General features: G+C 71.7%; 19 protein-coding genes. 10 read left to right on the top strand and 9 right to left on the bottom strand.

Features of this window, described 5'->3' with window-relative positions:
- Nucleotides 1-19 precede the first annotated feature (19 nt).
- Nucleotides 20-3,154 carry a S8 family serine peptidase gene (locus WBK31_RS16405; RefSeq protein WP_378788767.1) on the top strand — a complete coding sequence of 1,045 codons (3,135 nt, stop codon included), beginning with the start codon at nt 20-22 and terminating at the stop codon, nt 3,152-3,154.
- A 148-nt stretch (nt 3,155-3,302) separates the two neighbouring features.
- On the opposite strand, the gene WBK31_RS16400 is transcribed toward WBK31_RS16405, so the two are convergent.
- Nucleotides 3,303-3,536 carry a hypothetical protein gene (locus tag WBK31_RS16400; protein WP_406675158.1) on the bottom strand — a complete coding sequence of 78 codons (234 nt, stop codon included), beginning with the start codon at nt 3,534-3,536 and terminating at the stop codon, nt 3,303-3,305.
- Nucleotides 3,537-3,635: 99 nt separating this feature from the next.
- Between WBK31_RS16400 and WBK31_RS16395 the strand changes: the two genes are divergently transcribed.
- Nucleotides 3,636-4,208 carry a TetR family transcriptional regulator gene (locus WBK31_RS16395; protein WP_364051713.1) on the top strand — a complete coding sequence of 191 codons (573 nt, stop codon included), beginning with the start codon at nt 3,636-3,638 and terminating at the stop codon, nt 4,206-4,208.
- A gap of 79 nt (nt 4,209-4,287) precedes the next feature.
- Here the strand turns inward: WBK31_RS16395 and WBK31_RS16390 are convergent, their stop codons facing one another.
- Nucleotides 4,288-5,808, bottom strand: a complete 1,521-nt coding sequence (locus tag WBK31_RS16390; RefSeq protein WP_378788773.1) for a serine/threonine-protein kinase — start codon at nt 5,806-5,808, stop codon at nt 4,288-4,290.
- 287 nt (nt 5,809-6,095) lie between these two features.
- Between WBK31_RS16390 and WBK31_RS16385 the strand changes: the two genes are divergently transcribed.
- From WBK31_RS16385 to WBK31_RS16375, 3 genes are read left to right on the top strand one after another with little or no spacing between them, the layout of a single operon-like run.
- Nucleotides 6,096-6,794 (top strand): alpha/beta fold hydrolase, encoded by a 699-nt coding sequence (locus tag WBK31_RS16385; RefSeq protein WP_406675157.1) that lies wholly within the window; start codon nt 6,096-6,098, stop codon nt 6,792-6,794.
- A gap of 49 nt (nt 6,795-6,843) precedes the next feature.
- Nucleotides 6,844-7,731 carry an FAD-binding protein gene (locus WBK31_RS16380; RefSeq protein ID WP_406675156.1) on the top strand — a complete coding sequence of 296 codons (888 nt, stop codon included), beginning with the start codon at nt 6,844-6,846 and terminating at the stop codon, nt 7,729-7,731.
- Nucleotides 7,728-8,351 carry a chorismate mutase gene (locus WBK31_RS16375; protein ID WP_406675155.1) on the top strand — a complete coding sequence of 208 codons (624 nt, stop codon included), beginning with the start codon at nt 7,728-7,730 and terminating at the stop codon, nt 8,349-8,351. Before WBK31_RS16380 ends, WBK31_RS16375 begins: the two co-directional genes overlap by 4 nt.
- A gap of 8 nt (nt 8,352-8,359) precedes the next feature.
- Here WBK31_RS16375 and WBK31_RS16370 read toward each other — a convergent pair whose 3' ends face one another.
- A complete protein-coding gene (locus WBK31_RS16370; RefSeq protein WP_406675154.1) occupies nt 8,360-8,785 on the bottom strand; it encodes a hypothetical protein in 426 nt (141 codons plus the stop codon).
- A 91-nt stretch (nt 8,786-8,876) separates the two neighbouring features.
- Complete coding sequence (locus tag WBK31_RS16365) at nt 8,877-8,999, bottom strand: hypothetical protein (protein ID WP_406675153.1); 123 nt, start codon at nt 8,997-8,999, stop codon at nt 8,877-8,879.
- A gap of 558 nt (nt 9,000-9,557) precedes the next feature.
- Here WBK31_RS16365 and WBK31_RS16360 point away from each other — a divergent pair.
- The gene (locus WBK31_RS16360; protein WP_406675152.1) at nt 9,558-10,109 is read left to right on the top strand and encodes a hypothetical protein; all 552 of its coding nucleotides are present in this window, start codon (nt 9,558-9,560) and stop codon (nt 10,107-10,109) included.
- Nucleotides 10,110-10,154: 45 nt separating this feature from the next.
- Here WBK31_RS16360 and WBK31_RS16355 read toward each other — a convergent pair whose 3' ends face one another.
- A complete protein-coding gene (locus tag WBK31_RS16355; RefSeq protein WP_364051692.1) occupies nt 10,155-10,493 on the bottom strand; it encodes a hypothetical protein in 339 nt (112 codons plus the stop codon).
- A gap of 313 nt (nt 10,494-10,806) precedes the next feature.
- On the opposite strand from WBK31_RS16355, the gene WBK31_RS16350 reads away from it, so the two are divergent.
- Complete coding sequence (locus WBK31_RS16350; RefSeq protein ID WP_406675151.1) at nt 10,807-11,949, top strand: AAA family ATPase; 1,143 nt, start codon at nt 10,807-10,809, stop codon at nt 11,947-11,949.
- Nucleotides 11,950-12,314: 365 nt separating this feature from the next.
- Here the strand turns inward: WBK31_RS16350 and WBK31_RS16345 are convergent, their stop codons facing one another.
- Entirely contained in the window at nt 12,315-12,686 is a 372-nt protein-coding gene (locus tag WBK31_RS16345; protein ID WP_364051686.1) for an ArsR family transcriptional regulator, read from the bottom strand.
- Between the two features lie 116 nt (nt 12,687-12,802).
- On the opposite strand from WBK31_RS16345, the gene WBK31_RS16340 reads away from it, so the two are divergent.
- The 3 genes from WBK31_RS16340 to WBK31_RS16330 all read left to right on the top strand — a co-directional run bounded on the left by WBK31_RS16340 (nt 12,803) and on the right by WBK31_RS16330 (nt 16,162).
- Nucleotides 12,803-14,152: an MFS transporter gene (locus WBK31_RS16340; protein ID WP_406675150.1), complete on the top strand. Its 1,350-nt coding sequence runs from the start codon at nt 12,803-12,805 to the stop codon at nt 14,150-14,152.
- Nucleotides 14,153-14,351: 199 nt separating this feature from the next.
- Complete coding sequence (locus tag WBK31_RS16335; RefSeq protein ID WP_406675149.1) at nt 14,352-15,335, top strand: hypothetical protein; 984 nt, start codon at nt 14,352-14,354, stop codon at nt 15,333-15,335.
- Between the two features lie 404 nt (nt 15,336-15,739).
- Nucleotides 15,740-16,162 carry a hypothetical protein gene (locus WBK31_RS16330; protein WP_364051677.1) on the top strand — a complete coding sequence of 141 codons (423 nt, stop codon included), beginning with the start codon at nt 15,740-15,742 and terminating at the stop codon, nt 16,160-16,162.
- 79 nt (nt 16,163-16,241) lie between these two features.
- Here WBK31_RS16330 and WBK31_RS16325 read toward each other — a convergent pair whose 3' ends face one another.
- From WBK31_RS16325 to WBK31_RS16315, 3 genes are all read right to left on the bottom strand, one after another.
- Nucleotides 16,242-17,012, bottom strand: coding sequence for an SDR family NAD(P)-dependent oxidoreductase (locus tag WBK31_RS16325; protein WP_364051674.1), 771 nt, complete (start codon nt 17,010-17,012; stop codon nt 16,242-16,244).
- A gap of 151 nt (nt 17,013-17,163) precedes the next feature.
- Nucleotides 17,164-17,799, bottom strand: a complete 636-nt coding sequence (locus tag WBK31_RS16320) for an HAD-IB family phosphatase (RefSeq protein ID WP_364051671.1) — start codon at nt 17,797-17,799, stop codon at nt 17,164-17,166.
- 166 nt (nt 17,800-17,965) lie between these two features.
- Entirely contained in the window at nt 17,966-19,063 is a 1,098-nt protein-coding gene (locus tag WBK31_RS16315) for a winged helix DNA-binding domain-containing protein (RefSeq protein WP_406675148.1), read from the bottom strand.
- Between the last annotated feature and the right edge of the window lie 77 nt (nt 19,064-19,140).

Here is a 19,140-nt window from a genome sequence, read left to right as displayed (position 1 = left end):
GATCGATATGAGGAGAACCATGACGTTAGGCAAGTCGATACTCGCCGTTGTGCTGGCGGGGACGATCGGCGCCACACCCGCACCGGCGCACGCCCAGGCCGCGCCGGGCGCGCAGCCGGAGGCGGTGACGCTGATCACCGGTGACCGCGTCGTGCTCACCGGGCGGGGGCATCGCGTGGAGCCCGGGCCCGGCAGGCAGGCCGCCTTCTTCACGAAGGTGCGCGACGGGCACCTGCACGTGATCCCGTCCGACGCCGCGCCGCTGCTCGCGCAGGGCGTGCTCGACCGGCGGCTGTTCGACGTCACCCAGCTCCTGGCCTGGGGCTACGGTGACGCCGACACCCCCGACATCCCCGTCATCGAGCAGGGCGTCAGCACCGGCTCCCCGCAGGTGCGGCGGCTGTCCGCGCTGGGCATGAACGCGGCCCGCGTACCCAAGAAGAGCGCCACGCAGACCTGGCGGACCCTCACCGGCTCCCGCACGCTGGTGGCGGGCCGCACCAAGCTGTGGCTGGACGGCCGCAGAAGCCCTTACCTGAACGAGAGCGTCAAGCAGGTCGGCGCGCCGCAGGCGTGGCAGCAGGGCTTCGCGGGCAAGGGCGTCAAGGTCGCGGTGCTCGACACCGGATACGACCCCGACCACCCGGACCTGAAGGACGCGGTCGTAGCGGAGCGCAACTTCACCAACGATCCGGACATCCGCGACACCAGCGGCCACGGCACGCACGTCGCGTCGATCGTGGCGGGCAGGGGTGAGAAGTACCGCGGCGTGGCCCCCGAGGCGAGCCTGGCCATCGGCAAGGTGGGCACGATCGCGGGCATCACCGAATCCGCCGCGCTCGCCGGCCTGGAGTGGGCCGCCATCGAGGTCAAGGCCAGGGTCGTCAACCTGAGCTGGGGCGGCCCGGACGGTCCTGAGCAGGATCCGGTGGAGCAGGCGGTCACCACGCTCTCGGAACGGACCGGCACGCTGTTCGTCGCGGCGACGGGGAACAGCGTGCAGACCAGCGTGGGCAGTCCCAGCAGCACCGATGCGGCGCTCGCCGTGGGAGCGGTGGACAAGCAGGGCCGGATGACCGGGTACTCCAGCCGGGGGCCGCGCACGGGCGACCACGCGATCAAACCCGACGTGACCGCGCCGGGAGAGGAGATCACAGCCGCCGTCCCCGGAGGCGATCACGAAGTGATGGGCGGCACCTCGATGGCCGCCCCGCACGTGACGGGAGCGGCGGCCATCCTCGCCCAGCGCCACCCGGACTGGACCGGCGCCCAGCTCAAGGCCGCGCTCATCGGCAGCGCCGCCCCCGTTGAGGACGCGACCCCGTACGATCAGGGCACGGGAACGATCGACCTGGTGCGCGCGCTGCGCCAGCAGGTCGTGGCCGAGCAGCCCAACGTGTGGGCTGCCTTCCCGTGGAACGAGAGCGGCGACCGTACGGCGGCCAAGACCATCACCTACGCCAACTCGGGCGACACGCCGGTCACCCTCGAGCTGTCGGCCGACGGTGAGGTCCTGAAGCTGTCGTCCGAGCAGGTCACGGTCCCCGCCGGTGGCGAGGCGTCGGTGACGCTCACCATCGACGCGCGCGGCAAGGCTCCGGGCGACTACCCGGGCACGGTCACCGCCAGGTCGGGCGAGACGGTGGTCCGCACGCTGGCCGGCGCGTACGTGGAGCCGGAGTCGTACGACGTCACCGTCAACGTCGTGAGCAGGCAGGGCGAGCCGATCGACCCCGCCGATGCCGAGGTCTACGACGCCGAGACGGGGGCCGTCCATGTGCTGGCCTTCAGGAACGGGACGGCCACGGTGCGCCTGCCCGAGGGCGACTGGAACCTGTACACCGCCACCTTCGAGAAGGTGGACGGGACAGTGACCGAGACGTTCGCCGATCGCCCGCTGAAGGTCGACGGCGGGGATCAGCGGATCACCGTGGACCACCGCAAGAGCAAGCCGACGCAGGTCACCGTGGACGACCCGGGCGCCCAGCTCACCAGGGAAACCAACCTCGGGCTGGAGCACGGCGCCTGGGGCAATTGGTCGTCGAGCAACCTCGATGCCAACTCCGAGACGTTCGTCGTACCCGCCGCGTCCCCGGGGCTGACCTACACGCTGGGGACCACATGGCTGAGCAAGGACGTCTCACCCAGCCCGTACGTCTACACCCTCGTCGACCGGCGCACCGGCGGCATCCCCGACGATCCCACCTATCACGCCGAGCGAGAGGACCTGGCCAAGGTCACCGCGACCTACCGGGCCTCGGGAACGCCCGGCACCGGTATCGCCTCGGTCCAGCTGACCGGGTCGGGGCCGCTGGGAGCCATGGTGGTCTCGTTGGTCCGCGGCATCGAGCTGCCGGGTAGGCTCGTCCACTACCGGACCCCCGGCCTGCCCTACGCCGGCACCTTCGGGACCGGCACGGGGCTGATCTCCGCCGACAGCGGGACCGCGGAGCCGGGAAGCCACACGACGGAGGTCTGGAACGCCGCCGTCACCGGCCCGTCGTTCCGCACGACGGCCGGCGAGCGCACCGGCGACGAGCTGAGCTTTCCCGCGACCGGGATGTTCGCCGACGGGCGGCCCGGCAGCACCGGCACCGACTCCGCCGCCACCGGCACCGCCACCCTCACCAGGGACGGCGAGACGCTGGCCACCGCCGACCTCGCGGCGTGCCACGTGCCCCGGCCGGAGCGCTGTGAGCTGCGCGCCGACCTGCCCGCAGGATCCGGCGACTACACGCTGACCGCGTCGCTGCGCCGGGAGGCTCCGCTCTCCACGGAGGTGACGTCGGCCTGGACGTTCTCCTCCGCGACCACCACCGAGCGGCGGGCGCTGCCGCTGATGGCCGTCCGCTACAGCCCCGAGGGCCTGGACGACTTCAACCGCGCCGAGCCGGGCGCCACCACCCGGCTGCCCGTGTGGGTCGAGCGCAACCCCGGCGCGGCGGAGGCGGAGGTGAGGGAGATCCGGCTGGAGATGTCCGCCGACGACGGCGCCACCTGGAGCGTTGTGCCCGTCACCCGGACGGACTCCGGCTGGGCCGCCTCGCTGGCGAACCCCGCCGAAGCCGGGTTCGTCTCCCTTCGCGCGACGGTCACCGACGCCGACGGCAACGGCGTTACCCAGACGGTCATCCGCGCGTACGCCGTGGGCTGACGGCTGAGACGGGCCGGCGCACGCGGCGCCGACCAGGCCGGCGATGAGGGCCTGTACGGCGGTGAGGGCCCGTGCGGCGCCGGCCGGGGCGGCGGTGAGGACGCGTGCGGCGCTGGCCAGGACGGCGGTGAGGACGCGCGCGGCGTCCTCACCGCCGCCCCTTGCCGTCGCGCCGGTGCAGGCGGGCGTTGACGCGCAACAGGCCGGGCACCAGCAGATACACCACCGCGGGCACCACGATCGCGGTCACCACCAGCGTGCGCAGCGCCATCGGCAGCGGCGAGATCACCGGCCCGAGCAGCGCCTGCACCAGCATGAGCATGGCGTAGACGGCGAACCAGGTGAGAAGCGCGCGACGGTGCACGGAGGGAGCGGCAGGCATGACTGATCCTTTCAACGACGCAAATCCAACTCGTCAGTTGGAGTTTATGCGCGAGACTCTCCAACTGTCGAGTTGGATTTTTGGGCTATGCTGGCGGACATGGCATGGAACACGGCCCGTACGCGGCAGTTGCTGCTGGACGCGGCGATCGACGAGTTCGCCGAGTACGGCCCCGAGGCCGCCAGGCTCGACCGCATCGCCGCCACCGCCGGCGTCAACAAGGAGCGCATCTACCAGTACTTCGGCAACAAGGAGCAGCTCTTCGGCGCCGTGCTGAGCTGGAGCCTGGAGCGGCTGGCCGAAGCCGTGCCGCTGGAAGGGCCGCTCGCCGCGAACCTGCCGGAGTACGCGGGCCGCGTCTTCGACTACCACCGCGAGCACCCGCAGTTCATCAGGCTGCTGTACTGGGAGGGCCTGCATCGCGGCGGCGACCCCATCGCCGCCAGGGAGGAGCGGGCTGAGCACTACGCCGCCAAGCTCGCCGCCCTGGCCGCCGCGCAGAAGGAGGGCGCGGTCCCGTCGGAGTTCGCGCCGGGGGAGCTGCTCTACGCGGTGATCGCGCTGGCCGGATGGTGGTACGCCACCCCGCCGCTCGCCCAGATGATCATGGGCGATGACGTCGAGAACGCCCGCGAGACCCTGGTCAGGGTGGTGGCCAAGCTGGTCTCCTGACCATCGCCGCTCTCGTCACCGGCGGCTCTGGAGCCGCAACGGCGGTGCGCGCGCCGCTCACCCGCCGCCCGGCGGCTGATCAGCCGGAGCGATGGCACCAGCGTCCCGCCGACGGGAGCACGGCCAGAACGGCAGCCGTGGCGGCCGCCACGGCTGTCAGCGGGGAGGCGATGAAGACGAGCTTGGGCATGGTCCCTTCGAGGGTCGGCACCCCGCCCATCGCCAGGTATTGCCCGATGGCGCTCAGGCCGTGCAGCGCCGTCGTGCCGCCGGCCGCGAAGATCATCCAGCGGCCGGCGTTGTTTCGCCGGGTGAGAAGAAGCGCACCTGTGGCCAGCATGACGGCCTCCACAACGGTCAGGATCAGGTCGCCCATGAGCAATCCGAACCACGGGGTGGTGTGCTCGAGGCGTTTGGCCAGTTCGAGGCTCATGGCCAGCAGGCCAGGCAGGCAGAGGAGCGCCAGGGCCGTCGCGGCCCGTGCGATGCCGGCCGCGCGATGGTCGGGTGCCGGATGGGTACCGCCGGCAGCGGACGGCTCTCGTACGGGCTCGGTGCGATCGGCGGTCTGGCGACGGCGATGACCCGGGTCAGGTGCTGGTGCGGCGCGCTGCGGTCGGAAGGCGCCGGCCCCGGCATACGGCCGATCGGCCGTGACGCCGCCCGCAACAGCGCCGCCGGGTTCGACACGGGTGCGCCCGGGCGGCTGGGGGTCCGAGCGGATCGCCTCGCGCATCATGGCGCCGCGTTCGGCGATCATCGCGGTCACGTCCGGCGGCAGCCAGGCGGCGGTGGTGAAGCCGTCCACGTGCGGCGCGAGATGATCGAGGACGTCGTCCAGGGCCGGCCGCTCGGCCGGGTTCTTGGCCAGGCAGGAGCGGAGCAGGGGCACGAGGTCGTCGGGCACTCCGGCGAGGTCCGGCTCCTGGTGCACGACCCGGTAGACCACGAGGTCGGGACGCCCGCCACCGAACGGCCCGGTGCCCCTGGCGGCGTACGCGAGGACGCAGCCGAGCGAGAAGACGTCACTCTCGGGACCGGCCCTGCCGCCCGTGGCCTGCTCCGGGGACATGAACCCGGGAGTGCCGATGACGGACGTGGACAGGTGGACGGTGTCGAGCGCCTTGGCGATGCCGAAGTCGATGACGCGGGGCCCGTCATCGGCGAGGATCACGTTGCGGTGGGTGAGGTCCCGATGCACCAGTCCGTAGGCGTGGATCGCGGACAGCCCTTCGGCCAGGCCGGCACCCAGCAAGCGGACGGCGGGCGGCGGCAGGGGTCCGTGCGTTCCGACGGCTTCGGCCAGGGAGGGGCCCGGGATGTAGGCGGTGGCCAGCCATGGCGGGTCGGCGCTCGTGTCGGCGTCGACCACCTGGGCGGTGTAGAAGCCGCCGACCTGCCTGGCGGCGGCGACCTCGGCCGCGAAACGGCGCCGGAACTCCGAATCCCCGGCGAGTTCGCGGTGCACCACCTTGACCGCGACCGCGCGACCTCCCCGCGACCTGCCCAGATAGACGTGGCCCATCCCGCCGCTGCCCAGTTCCCTGATCAGCCGGTACGGCCCGATCTGCCGCAGGTCGCCATCCCGCATGAGATCCATCGGCCCATGGTGCCGTAAACCCGGGAGCCGCGTCCCGCCACTGCGCGAATTGCTCATGAGGTAGAACGTTCGGTCTTGACGAAGTGGACGGATACCGACAGGATGAGACCGAACGTTTTACCTCTTAATGGTGACGTCCTGCCGCGTGGAGACGTCACAGCCGCTTCACCCCGAAGCGCACAAGACCCGAAAGGCCGCATCATGCGAACCCATGTCCTTCGCCGCGCCGCGCCGCGCTCGCCATCGGCACGGCCGCCCTGCTCGGCGCCACCACGCCCGGCGCGGCGATGGCTGAGAACGCGAAGCCGACCGTGGTCCTCGTGCACGGGGCGTGGGCGGAGTCGTCGAGCTGGTCGGCGGTGATGGAGCGCCTGCGCAAAGACGGTTATCCGGTACGCGCCATCGCCAACCCGCTGCGCGGCCTCACCAGCGACACCGCGTACGTCTCCAGCTGCCTGGCCACGATCGACGGCCCGATGGTCCTGGTCGGCCACTCGTACGGCGGCGCCGTGATCACTAACTCCGCCGTCTCCGACCCCGACGTCAAGGCCCTCGTGTACGTCGCCGGCTTTATCCCCGCCAAGGGCGAGACGGTGGGGGACCTGGCGGCCAAGTCGTCGCCGCCCATCCCGCTGGTCACCACCGAGGTCCCCGGCGGTGCGGAGGTCTCCATCGACCCGGCGCACTTCCGTGAGTCGTTCGCCGGAGACGTCGACAGGACCACCGCGGCCGACCTCGCCGCGGTTCAGCGGCCCGCCGGCACCAAGGCGGTCACCGACGCGAGCGTGCAGGAGGCGTACCGCACCATCCCCTCCTGGATCCTGATCACCCGCCGTGACAAGGCGATCGCCCCCGACCTGCAGCGTTTCATGTCCAAGCGGGCAGGCGCGCACATCGAGGAGGTCAACGCCTCCCACGCCGTGATGGTCAGCCGTCCCGACGCGGTCACGCGCGTGATCGAGGACGCCGCCCGCGCCACCCGTTGATCGCCATGCTCTCAGCGGACGGTGAACTCCATCCCGCGACGAAGGCCCCATGACCGCACACGAACCACTCGACCGGCTGACCGGCACCCTGCGGCGCACCATCGGCGCGGGCCGCGTGACCACCACAGGCCCGGACTACGAGGCCGCCCGCCACATCGGGAACGGCGCCGCGCAAGCCCGCCCCGCAGTGATCGTCCGCCGCGCCGATCCGGCCGATGCCCAGGCGGCCGTACGGGCCGCGCGGGAGGCGGGCGTGCCGCTGCCGGTGCGCGGCGGCGGCCACGACTGGGCCGGACGTTCGCTCAGCGGCCGGTTCGGGCTCGCCCTGGACAACCTGCTCTCCGCCGGCATGGTGCTCGCCTGCGGCTCCCTCACCGCCGACGCCGAACACGAACCGGACCCGCTGTGGGCTTTGCGCGGCGGTGGCGGGAACTTCGGTGTTGTGACCTCGATGCGCGTCCGGCCGCACGCCGTGCCGGTGCTGCTGTCCGGCATGGTGCTGTTCCCGTGGGAACAGGCCGGGAGCGTGCCGGCCGGGCTGGACGACGTCCTGGCCGCGCGCCCGGACGAGCTGACCGTGCAATCTGGCGTCTTGGCGGGACCGGACGGCAAGCCCCTGATGGTCCTCGCGCCGACCTGGAGCGGCGACGACGCGGCGGCGGGGGAGCGGGCGCTGTCCCGGCTCGACGGCCTCGGTACGCCGCTCGTCTCCCAGGCAGGCCCCACCAGCATGGCCGAGATGCTCGCGGGCATCGGTGCGCAGTTCCCCTTCGGGCGGCATGTCGAGATCCGTACGCGTTCCGTGCCGTCGCCGACCCCGGGCGTACGCGGGGTGCTGGCGGGTTCTCCTGGGAGCCCGGCGACGCCCGTGAGTCCGCCCACCGCGCCTGCGCCGCCGCGCCCCTCGAGACGGACGCGCAGAAAGGTGAACACATGAATCTGCGGACAAGGATGACCCGCTACGCGGTGATCGCGGGCTTGTGCGGCGCGGCGACGGCGTTGGCCGTCCCGCGAGCCACCGCCGCCGCGACGCCGGTCGCCGCGGGCGCGGTCGCGGCCTCGCCGGGCAGGCTCGGCCCTCTGACGGACCTCGTCATCGAACGGCTGCTCGTCAGCGACGACGTGGCGGCCTCCAAGTTCGGCACCGGCTCGCCCATCGAGGACCCCGTACGCGAGCAGCAGGTCCTCGACCAGGTCCGCCGCCAGGCCGGTGAGGCCGGGGTGGACCCGGACGCGGCGGTGACGTTCTTCCGCGACCAGATCACCGCGAGCAAGGTCGTACAGAAGGGACTCTTCGCGCGCTGGACCGCTCACCCGGAGCAGGCCCCCACGACCCGCCCCGACCTCGCCCAGATCCGCGCCCGCCTCGACCGGCTCACCACGGACCTGCTGCGCCGGCTCAAGCGCACCGGACACGTACGGTCCAAGCCCGCCGCCTGCACGGCCCAGCTCGCCCTCGCCACCGCGACGGGCGCGGCGAGGCAGCACCTGGACGCCCTGCACCGCCGAGCACTCAAGACGGCGACCCACTCGGTGTGCCGCCTGCCCGGCCACTGACGCCGCCGTCACGGGGCCGGCGGCTGATCCTCGTTCGCGGTCGTGTTCGCGTTGGAGGCGCTGCGGCGGGCAACCGCTTCCCGGACGCCGGGATCCACCGGCAGGCCGCGGCGGCCGGAGCCTTCCTGGCGTTCGACGGTCCGTCCCGCGCACACCACGGCACCGACTGGCGCCTGCTGGACCGCCTCGCGGCCCTCGCCGACGCCGGCCACGCCCACCAGCTCCTGCTCGGCGCCGACACGGTCACCCCGGCCGCCCGGTCGAGCGCCGACGGTCCGGGCATGCCGTTCCTGCTCAGCGGCCTGCGCCCGCGCATCGGACGGGAGCTGGGATCCGGCCTCGCATCCGCCATCTTCACCGAGAACCCCGCCCGCGCATTCGCAACGCGATGGCGGCGACCCTGACCCGACCTGGGCCGGAAACGTCAGATACACGTCGCGAGCTTCAGGTGGCCCCCGCTGCGGTGCTCGCCGCGACCGTCGTCACCCCGGCGTACGCCGCCAGGAGGCCGAGCGCCCCTGACGTTCACCCGCTCTTCGCGTCCCCGGTGGGTTCGATGCGGACGATGGCCGTGTCGCCGGTGATCCTGAGGACCTGGAGGCTCATGGCGTCGTTGATGGTCGCGGTGATGCCCTTGGCGCAGTCCATGCGGACGCCGCCGCCTCCCCCGAGACCACGGTGCCGCCGCCGTCACAGTTCGAGATGCTGAAACCCATCCCCGTCACCGGCGCGACCATCTCGACCGAGTCGCGGCGGATCGCCTTCACCTCGATCGGCCCGAGGCCGTAGCGTTCCGGCACGACGACGGCGTCCCCTGCGGTGACCTTGATCTCGCACGTTCCGTCAGCGCACGGTCCGGTCAGCGAAGGCGCGGGCGCCGCCGTGTCCGTGGAAGCCGCCGTGTCCGTGGAAGCCGCCGTGTCCGTGGGGGGCGACGCCGCCGAGCCGGAGCCGCCGGCCGCCTGGCCTCCGATGGGGGCGGCGGGGGCGGGGGAAGAACCCGAGGAACACGCGGTGAGGGCGGCGAACATGACGGCTATGGCGACGGCCATGGACGACCTTGTGCGCATCATGATCCCCATCGAACCGCGCCGTTACCGGCGACGTCCACTGGGCGATGCGCGGTTGTTGGCTGAGCGTTACACACGGCCGCGTACCAGCCCGAGATCACCTGTAGGGTGCGCCGGAAGCGAAGGAGTTCCCGACATGTCATCCTCTGCCCCGTTAGCCTGGGCGGCGGCGCCGGCCGCCGCTGCCTACCCCACGTGGGACGCCTGGAGGACCAGGTTCGAGTGGCCCGCGCCGCCGGAACGCATATACGAGGAGTACTACGCGGGGGACGCGGGCGGCTTCGCCGAGGGCTCGGTGCGCTGCGACCCTGGCGCGATCGACCGCTCGCCGTTCCTGCTGGTGCGCGACGACCTCGCCACGCTCGCCGAGGTCGCGACGACGTGGGCCGTTCCCGTGCTCATCGTGCTGTTCGCCCTCGTACGCAGGTGCTCGCCGACGGCTGCACCGCGCGCCGCATGGGCGCTGACGCTGCTCGCCGTCATCCGGCCGCTCTCGGCCGACTACCGGGGTGAGGACGTCTGCTCCGGCTCGCTCCCGCTGTTCACCGCCGACTGGTTCGAGGCGGTCTTGGCCGGGTGGGAGCTCGGGGAGCTGTGGCTGCTCGGCGCCGCCCTGCTGGTGCTGCTCGCGTCCGGCGCTGAACGGCGGACGTTCACGCCGGTTCGATCCCTACGGGGACTCCGTTGAGACCGCGGTGCCGCCGGCGTCGTCGAGCACCTTCGCTGAGACACCTCAGTGGTGCTGGGCCCCGGTCTCGATCCGGCCGCCGACCTGCTCGCGCAGCCCTTCGAGCAGCTCGGGCGTGGACACGACCGTCCACCGGTCGCCGACCAGGTACGTCCCGCCGTACGGCTGGGCGTGATCGAGCCAGGCGCGCTTGCCCTCGTCGGTGGTGAACGTGACGATCGTGTACCGGCCGCGCTCGGTCTGGCAGGCCGCCTGCTTGAGCTCGTCGGCGTCGATCTGCAGGCGCGCCTTCGGGCAGCCGGCGGTGGCCTTGAGCTTCTTCATGCTCACCCTGGGCAGCTCGGCGGCGGGGGAGGGCTGTGGCTGCGTGCCGCCGCCTGTCATGGATGCGTGCCCCTGATGCTGCATCTGGTGCTGCGGCTGCGGTCGGGCTGCCGCTGCGCCGGCCGCTTGGGGCTGCGGGTTCCCACAGGACGCCAGGCACGCGCCCAGCACGATCGCACCCGCCGAGACGGCCAGCAGGCCCGTGACCCGCTTGCGTGCACGGGCGAGTGGTGGCGGTTGCGGTGTGAGCGTCATGGTGGTGTTCCTCCGTTCAGGCGGCTCCGATCGGAGGTACGCGCGCCCGTCCGCACGCGGTTCACGCTCGTGGAAAAGGGTTCGTGCCCGTCATGGACCGCCGGTTAGCATCGCGCGGATGAACACTGATCGTCTGCCGTTGCTGTGGTTGTCGGGCCCGTCGGGCGTCGGGAAGTCGTCGGCCGCGTTCGAGATCTGCGCGCGGCTCGGCCGGGAGGGCGTCAAGGCGGCGTTCGTGGACGCCGACCAGATCGGCCTCATCTACCCCGCGCCGGAGGAGAACACCCACCGGCTCCGCGCCCGCAACCTGGCCGCCCTGTGGGAGGGGTTCCGGGAGGAAGGCGTGGAGTGCCTGGTGCTCGCCGGCTTCGTGGACACCCCGGAGGAGGTGCGGGAGTACACTTCACGGCTGCCCGACGCCGACTTCACCGTGTGCAGGTTGCGGGTCTCGGGGGAGGAGCTGCGGCGGCGCTTCCTCGGGCGGGGCTGGATGCCGGACCTGGTGGAGCAGGCGGTCGCCGAGGCCGAGGCCCAGGAGCGTTCGGCGTACGCGGACCTGTCCGTGGACACGGGCGGGCTGACGGTGCGGGAGACGGCCCGCCTGATCATGGAACGCGCGGGCCGGCCGCGACGGGTCGCCCCTGTTGTGCGGCCGGGACGTTCTGAGCCCGGCCCGATGGCGGACGGCGAGCCGGTGCCGCTGCTCTGGTTCACGGGAGCGACGGCGGTGGGCAAGTCCACGGTCGCGTACGAGGTGTTCCGGCACATCGTGGAGACCGGCGCGCGGGCGGCGTACGTCGACCTGAAGCAGATCGCCACGCTGCGACCCGCCTCCGGCGACCCGCGGGACCTCAAGGCACGCAACCTCGCGGCGCTGTGGGCGGGCTACCGCGCGGCCGGAGCCACGTACCTGATCGTCTGCGGCGAGGCGGACACCGACGAGACCGTCCGCGACTACACCCGCCGGCTCTCCGACGTGACCCCCACCGTGTGCCGGCTGCACGCCTCCCCGGCCACGCTGCTCGAACGCGTCACGGCCCGCGGCCGGGGCGAGGGACCGACGATCCCCGGCGACGAGCTGAAAGGGCTGGACGAGCCCGCCCTGCGCGAAGCCGCTGCCCGCGCGGCGACGGAGGCGGACGCTCTCGATCGGGCCGATGCGGGGGACCTGCGGATCGGCACCGACGGCCGGCCGGTGGCCGACGTGGTCGCCTCCGTGCTGGCCGGCATCGGGCTCGCACCGGAGGATGCCCGCGCTTGAGCCGTCCTGTCCGGGGCATTCAGGTGGACCGGCGGCCGGCCCCGGAAGGGCGGCGCCCGCCTGGCCCCGCGGACCAAGCTCAGGCCGGGTGGGCGCCGCCGGCTCGGAGGCCGGAGAGGCTGCGCAGCGAAGGCGATCGAGCCCCGCGGCGCAAACCGGCCGCACGTTACGGTACTGCAGGTGACGGGCGCGTTCCCAGGCCTCGAGAGATGATCACGGCCGTGCGGACGCCCGCCGCCGCGCGGACAGGGGAGCGGCGCCACCGCGCCACACCTGCGTCAAAGAGGGACCGCGCCGGCATCGCCACTCCGCCCGAAGCCGGATCACCGTCGAACTGAGTTGCGCCGAAATCGCACCTGGGCGGATCAGGACGTCTGACGTGGCTTGGGGGCGGGCTCGGGCTCGGTCCAGGACGCGACGAGGTCGAGCAGGCCGGGGAAGCGCGCGTTCAAATCGTCCACACGGACGTGGCTGCGGCGCTCAAGGCCGTACTGACGCTGCCTGATGATGCCGGCCTCGCGCAGGGCCTTGAAGTGATGGGTGAGCGAGGACTTCGGCCGGTCGATGCCGAACCAGCCGCACGTGTGGTCGAAGCTCTCCCGCTCCAGCAAGAGCTTGTTCACGATGCGCAGCCGCAGCGGATCGCTCAGCGCGCTCAGCACCGTCTCAAGGCGCAGGTCGTCGACTGCGGGCTCGGGCAGCGGCTCGGGCAGACCGGCAGGTTCCGGCAGCTTCACGATGGCGGCCAGGGTCGGCTCCTCCCACGAGTTCCTCAGTACGACTCGAATCGTACTGCATGCTATTGTTCGACTCCATTCGTACAAGTTCGACAAAACTCGTACAGGAGAGAGTCGTGTCCGAAACCCAGACCGATCCCGCGCGCCGCCGAACCGGCACCGGCCCGAGACCCGCTCCCACCTGGTGGGTATGGCTGGCCGCCTGGCCGGTCACGGCCGTCTTCGTGCTGTCGAACGTCGCGACACCGCTCTACGCGCTATGGCAGCGGGACATCGGCTTCTCCAAGGGCACGCTCACCGTGGTCTTCGCGTTCTACATCGTCGGCCTGCTCGGCTCGCTGCTCGTCTCCGGTGTGGCCGCCGACCGGCTGGGCCGCAAGCGCGTACTGCTGCCCGCGCTCGGCCTCGCGCTCGCCGCCTGCGCGATCTTCGCGACGGCGCAGAGCGTGGCCGCGCTGATCGCGGCCCGGCTGTTCACCGGCATCGCCGTCGGCGCCGTGGTCTCGGCCGGCATGGCGGCGGTCAGCGACGTCGCAGGGACGGCCCGCGCGCGGCTCGGCGCGCTGCTCGCCTCCTGCGCCATGGTCTTCGGCGCAGGCCTCGGCCCGCTGCTCGCCGGCGTCCTGTCGGAGACGCTGCCCGCACCGACCGTCACCGTCTTCGCCGTCGAGGCGGCCCTGCTGGCGACCGCCGTCCTCGCCGTCGCCCGCATGCCCCTGCACCGCCCCGCCGCGGTTCGTCAGACGGCGGGGGAGGTCTCGGAGTCCGCCGAGGCCGGTAGGCCGGAGGAGCGGCGGGCCGAACCCGCGCGGGGCTCCTGGGTGCGCCTGCCGCGCGTGCCTCAAGGCAACGGCCTGCGGCTGGCCCTCGGCCTCGCCGTGTTCGCCCCTGGCATCACCGCCACCTCGTTCGTTCTGTCGCTCGGCCCCTCGCTGCTGTCCGGCCTGCTGGACACCACCAGCCGCGTCGTTGCCGGAGCCATAGCCTGCGCGATGTTCCTCGCCGCGACCGGGGTCCAGTTCCTCGTGCAGCGTCTCGGCCGCCGCGCCATGCTCGTAGCGGGAGCCGCCGCCATCGCCGCGAGCATGGCCGCCCTGATCGCCGCCGTGCACACCTCGAACGTCCCGGCGCTGCTCGCCGCCGCGTTGCTGGCCGGAGCCGGCCAGGGCCTGGGCCAGCTCGGTGGACTGTCCCTGCTGAACGCCAGCGTCCCGCCCGACCGGCTGGCCGAGGCCAACGCGGCGTTCAACGTCGGCGGCTACCTTCCGGCCGGCACTCTCCCCGTCGCCACCGGCTACCTCAGCGACGCCATCGGCCTGGCGAGCGGCACGACCGCTTTCGGGATCGCTCTGATCACCCTGGCCGTCGCAGGTGGCATCGTGGTCCTCACAACGGGACGCCGAGTCACGGAACCGGCCGGCACGCGTACACCTGACAGGCATCGCAGAACACACCCACCCCGGTGACCAGCGCGGATTACCAGCACCCCGGCATCCAGAACGACACCGATCCTGCGCCGGGCCCGCCTTCCGGTTCCGGTCCGTTGGGTGCTCTTTTCGCTCGGCGTTAGGTGATCGTCTCGCGAGACGACATGGTCACGTTTTCGTGGTGCGAACCAAACCCCGCGAATGTCGGTCACATAGGGCATAGCGAGGGAGGGCCTTCATGTCCGTCCGAGTGCTCGTCGCCGCGTTCGTGGGTGTGGCGCTGATCATGGCCGGCATTCAGCCGGTGAATGCGAAGGAGCCGGGCACGCCCACCCTGAGCGCGCCGGCCACGGAGTCGGAGCCGTGGGTCAAGCCGGCCGGTACGTCAGGCAAGGTCAACGACAGGGGCCCGTTGCGCCTGGCCTCGTACTCGCTGGTCTTCGACGCCGGCCAAGGGCTCTACGGTTACCTGCGCGAAGGGAAGAAGTTCGTCAAGACGCCGTACCGCGAGGCGGTGGTGGCGCCCGGGCGGCGGTGGGTGGCCGGGATCCCGGGCTACGAGTTGTGGAAGGCGAAGAAAAAGATCGACCTGATCGATCGGCACAGCGGCAGGAAGCACACCATTTCCCTGCCCGCGCCGGCGACGTCGCCCGAGTGGTCGCCGGATGGCCGTACGCTCCTGCTGACCGCGTACAGGAACATCGGTGGCGGCAGCCTGACCGTCATCGGCTTCATCACCCTGAACGTGGCCGATCGCGTTCCCCGGCTGGTCAAGGCAGGGCCCCGCCACATAGTCTCCGGCGGCTGGGAGGCCGGGCGTAACTACCGGTTCTTCTTCGCCGGAGGATCCGACCGGGTGCTCGCCCGGCACGACGACGCGGACGCCTCCTCGCCCAAGAGCCGCCTCGCCGTCTACGACCTGCGGGGAAAACCGCGCAGGTACTACACCGGAGTCGGCGTGCCGGACGAGACGTCGGCGTCGCACGTGTTCTCGCCGTCCGGGCGGCTGTTCGCCACCATGGTCTGTGACGACGACCTCAGGTGCGCGATCTGGATCGTCGAGACGTCGACGGGCAAGATCGTGCGCCGGATCGGCGGCAAGGGCCTTCGCGCATTCATCGACTGGTACGACGACGAGCACACATCATCGTGCAGCGGGAACGCGGCCGAACCCACCTGTTCCAGCGCGTCGATCTTGCGGGCCGAGGCGGTGTCGACCTGATCAGGGAGAAGCTCACCGCCAACGTGGCCGGCTGACGACCCGCATCTGGAACGGGTCCACTTCGTACGCCCGGCATAGTGCTCCAGCCGTGTCCACCTCGTCTGCGGCGGTGTGTGCGGAAGCGGGGTGCATGATCGGCGCCGATCCGCAAGGGCGCCGGGATGCGTTGTCTCGCCGTACGCGGTGAGCTGCGGAAATTTCACCGGGAAGTCAGTGGAAGATCCCTTACCGTCACTGAAGTGTGCCTGGTCGATGGATCTCCCGATACATACCTTCCTGGTGTCGGACCATGCATACATCCGGGCGAGGGATGCATGAGCGCGTACGCAGGAAGTTCAGACGAACCCCAGAAGTGGACATGCAGGCTGTTCGGGGGAAGAAGGCGAGCCGAGGAAGCCGTACGGATGGCCGAGGAAGCGCTCAAGGGGACTCAGCGCATCTCGGATGAAATCGCTGAGCGGATGGACACGATGAGAGCCGCGGTGGAGCAGAGGCTCGACCGGCTGTCGGTGGACGTCGCTCGGCTCAACCGGCCTGAGCCGAAGCAGGCATGGAGTGTGGAAGAGGAGCTGGGGCATCTCCTTTTGGAGATCATCAAGGATGGTCATACCCAGATTCATCTGCATAAGAAGCTCGCTGAGTTCGTCACGGAGGAGACCGCGCGAGGGGCGAGTCTGGCCGCCGACGAGGTTCTTAGCGCAAGCCGGGACAAGCCGCTGAAGCCTGGCGTGTTGAATACGTTCAAGCAGCTAGCAGAGGATCCGCTGCATGCGCTCGATCGTCAAGCGAAAAGCGGCCGGCCGAAGGCGGACGCCGGCGGAGCGTAGCCGTGGCAATGGTGCCGGTTCTTCCGCCATCCGTCACATGCCTACGGCGTGATCAGGTGCATCCTCCGCAGCGTCCACCTCAGGGCAGCGGGTCCTGCGAGTACGCGATCAGGCCGGTCACCTTGCTGGCCGGTTCCCGGCAGAGCGCGAGTGCGGCGGCGGCCATCACCTCCGGGGGTTCGGCGTTCGGGTCGTTCTCGGTGGTCAGGCCGTGGAAGAGGGTGCCGGGGGTGGGGACGACCTGGGTGGGGGCGAGGGAGTTGACGGCGATGTTGTCGGCGTACAGCTCGGCGGCGAGGCCCGTGGTGAGGCGTTCCAGCGCAGCCTTGCACATGCCGTACACGGTGGCGCCCAGGCCGGCGAGCCGGTCCGGTGGGATGGACGGGTGCCGGGCGGCCACCGATGAGATGTTGAGTATCCAGCCCTGGCCGCGTTCCCGCATGCCGGGGATGACGAGCTGGGCGAGGTGCGTCGGCGCGTTCACCTGGACTTCGAACATGAGGGCCATGCGGCGCGGGCTGAAGTCCGCGACCGGTGTGAAGTAGGTGACGGCGGCGTTGTTGACCAGGATGTCCACCCGGCCGAAGCGGTCGAGGACCTGCGACACCAGGCGGGCCCTGTCGTCGGGGACCGACAGGTCGGCGGCGAACGCCTCCGCCGTGCCGCCCGCGTCGCGGATGCGGCCGACGGTGTCGCGCAGCGTGCCCGGCAGCCGGTTGGTGCCCTCCTCCAGCGTCCTGGCGGTGGCCGCGATCCGCGCGCCCGCCGCGCCGAACGCCTCGGCGATCGCGGCGCCGATGCCCCTGCTGGCTCCGGTCACGATCGCGACCCGTCCGTCCAGCTCGCCCATGGCCACTCCCTCATTCTAGAACTATGTTCTGAAATGAGCTTCTGTCCGGGCGGCGCAGGCTGTCAAGGGCTCAGGCGGGCAGGGGGCCGCGCCCAGTGCGGTCGGTCAAGGGCTCAGTCCAACGGGGACCCTGGCGCGGCCGGTCAAGGGGTCAGTCGAGCAGGGATCGGCCCAGCGCGTACGCCTCCGTCAGGTCGCCGCCCCGATAGCTGAGGGCGGCCAGATCGGCGAGGTGGTGGTCGGCGTTGACGGCGACCGTGTTGGTCAGCCGCCGGAACAGCGGCGCGTCCGACATCGAGTCCCCGTACGCGACGCACCGCTCGTACGTCAGCCCGTACCGCCGCCGCAGCCGCTCGGCGATCCCGACCTTGTCGGACGGGGTGAGGATGTTGGCGGGATCGAGCGGCTCGGCGAACGGCGGCGCCGGGAACCGCGACGCCACCACCTCGTCGAAGCCCAGGTCGAGCAGGTGCCGGGCGAAGAAGTCCGGCGACATGGTGATGACCGCGGAGTGCTCGCCGCGCTCGCGGATGTCGCGGCAGACCTGCTCGATGCCGTTCAGCCACGGGCTGGCCGCGAACGCCTCCGCCACGGCCGCCTCCGTCAGCTCGCGCCACAGCTCGTGGATGGCGGCGGCGAAGCCCCGCGTGTCGATCTCGCCGGCCGCGAACCTGGCCTCCAGCTCCACGAGTTCGTCGTACGTGCCGAGCCGCCGGGCGATCTGCAGGCTGGCCGAGGAGCCGGTGAGCAGCGTGCCGTCCATGTCGAAGACGTGCAGGGACGTCATCCCATCACCCGCGCCTTCCGCCCCGGTCCTCTCATGTCCATCCGAGATCGTAGCGGGGTGGGGCGAAACGGGAGAACCGGGCGTTCAGCGCGTGGTGGCGATGGCCCTCAGGCCGTCCGTGTGAACACGGACGGATGCCGGGTGCCGGACGCGACAGATGACGTGCTCACGCGATGCGCGCCTCGTCGGTCTCGCCGTCCGACAGGAACGCCGCCAGCGCCTGCCCCTCCTCGGCCAGCTCGGCCCGCTCGGCACGCGTGAGATCGCGCAGCGGGGCGATGACGACCGCGCCGGAAGGACCGCGTTCGACGGTCCAGGTGGCCGACACCCGGCCGTCCACCAGGACGACGCGGGCCCCCGCCACCGACAGGTTCCGGTGCTCGTCGTCGATGATGCGGGTGCGGTCGTGGTAGCCGAGGATCGCGTTGTCGAAGGCCGGCAGGAAACGTACGGGGGCGGGCGTGTCAGGGTCGGGGCGCGGCGCGTCCGGCAGGTCGAGCAGCACCCGGCCGCGCTCGTCCTTGAACGTGACCAGCTCGTCCCGTACGGCCGCCACGGCTGCGGGCAACCCCGCCAGACCGGCCCAGGCCCGCAGGTCCGCGGTGGCGGCGGGGCCGTAGGCGGCGAGATAGCGGCGTACGAGCTCCCGGCCCGCGGGGTCGGAGCCGTCGGCGGGCAGCGGTTCGATCTTGCGGCCGAGCCAGGACTCCAGCGTGGCGTAGCGCACCCCCGCCTTCGTCCGCCACACACCGCGCGGCGGCAGCTGCACCGCCGGGACGAGCGCGGCCATGGCCAGCTCGCCTAACGCCCGGGCGTCCGCCTCCGGCCGGTGCTCCGCCAGCGTCCTGCCCACCTCGCCCATCGACCGGGGTACGCCGTCCGCCATGATCGCCACGGTCGCCGCCTGCAGCTCCTCCAGGTCGATGCCGTCCAGCTCCCGCCGGTACACGGCGAGCACCTTCTGCCGCAGCATCGCGTCATGGCGGGCCCGCCAGGCGAGCGCGTCGTCGGCGGTCACGAGGTGCACGGTCCTGCGCATGAGAGGCATCCGTACGACCTGCCGCCCGGTGAGCAGCCCCGACAGCTCCGCGGGGTCGAACGCCGACAACCGCGACCACAACCCCACGAACGGCTCCTGCGGCTCCTGCGCCTGCAACCCGCACAGGTGCGCGACCGCGTCCAGTGCGGGGACGGCGGCCCGTTCGAGCAGCGACTGCCGGGCCAGCGTGGCGCGGTTGAGCGCCCGCGTGCTGAGAACGACCATGAGCATCCTTCGAGGGGCGGGACGGGTGGCGCTACGGACACACTCTCGCAGGAATTGCGGCCAGGTCATGGCCGCAA

Origin of the sequence: Nonomuraea sp. N2-4H, assembly GCF_045291505.1 — a bacterium.
GTDB classification, from domain to species: Bacteria; Actinomycetota; Actinomycetes; order Streptosporangiales; family Streptosporangiaceae; genus Nonomuraea; species Nonomuraea fastidiosa.
This window is presented reverse-complemented; position numbering and strand designations above follow the sequence as displayed.

What these genes read in the sequence shown, in the direction of transcription:
- WBK31_RS16395 (WP_364051713.1), top strand. Translation starts at nt 3,636, where the DNA reads ATGGCATGGAACACGGCCCGTACGCGGCAGTTGCTGCTGGACGCGGCG.
- WBK31_RS16375 (WP_406675155.1), top strand. Translation starts at nt 7,728, where the DNA reads ATGAATCTGCGGACAAGGATGACCCGCTACGCGGTGATCGCGGGCTTG.
- WBK31_RS16400 (WP_406675158.1), bottom strand. Translation starts at nt 3,536, where the DNA reads ATGCCTGCCGCTCCCTCCGTGCACCGTCGCGCGCTTCTCACCTGGTTC.
- WBK31_RS16365 (WP_406675153.1), bottom strand. Translation starts at nt 8,999, where the DNA reads ATGGACTGCGCCAAGGGCATCACCGCGACCATCAACGACGCCATGAGC.
- WBK31_RS16325 (WP_364051674.1), bottom strand. Translation starts at nt 17,012, where the DNA reads ATGGGCGAGCTGGACGGACGGGTCGCGATCGTGACCGGAGCCAGCAGG.
- WBK31_RS16330 (WP_364051677.1), top strand. Translation starts at nt 15,740, where the DNA reads ATGGCCGAGGAAGCGCTCAAGGGGACTCAGCGCATCTCGGATGAAATC.
- WBK31_RS16380 (WP_406675156.1), top strand. Translation starts at nt 6,844, where the DNA reads ATGACCGCACACGAACCACTCGACCGGCTGACCGGCACCCTGCGGCGC.
- WBK31_RS16360 (WP_406675152.1), top strand. Translation starts at nt 9,558, where the DNA reads ATGTCATCCTCTGCCCCGTTAGCCTGGGCGGCGGCGCCGGCCGCCGCT.
- WBK31_RS16320 (WP_364051671.1), bottom strand. Translation starts at nt 17,799, where the DNA reads ATGACGTCCCTGCACGTCTTCGACATGGACGGCACGCTGCTCACCGGC.
- WBK31_RS16390 (WP_378788773.1), bottom strand. Translation starts at nt 5,808, where the DNA reads ATGGATCTCATGCGGGATGGCGACCTGCGGCAGATCGGGCCGTACCGG.
- WBK31_RS16385 (WP_406675157.1), top strand. Translation starts at nt 6,096, where the DNA reads ATGGCTGAGAACGCGAAGCCGACCGTGGTCCTCGTGCACGGGGCGTGG.
- WBK31_RS16315 (WP_406675148.1), bottom strand. Translation starts at nt 19,063, where the DNA reads ATGGTCGTTCTCAGCACGCGGGCGCTCAACCGCGCCACGCTGGCCCGG.
- WBK31_RS16335 (WP_406675149.1), top strand. Translation starts at nt 14,352, where the DNA reads ATGTCCGTCCGAGTGCTCGTCGCCGCGTTCGTGGGTGTGGCGCTGATC.
- WBK31_RS16405 (WP_378788767.1), top strand. Translation starts at nt 20, where the DNA reads ATGACGTTAGGCAAGTCGATACTCGCCGTTGTGCTGGCGGGGACGATC.
- WBK31_RS16350 (WP_406675151.1), top strand. Translation starts at nt 10,807, where the DNA reads ATGAACACTGATCGTCTGCCGTTGCTGTGGTTGTCGGGCCCGTCGGGC.
- WBK31_RS16355 (WP_364051692.1), bottom strand. Translation starts at nt 10,493, where the DNA reads ATGACAGGCGGCGGCACGCAGCCACAGCCCTCCCCCGCCGCCGAGCTG.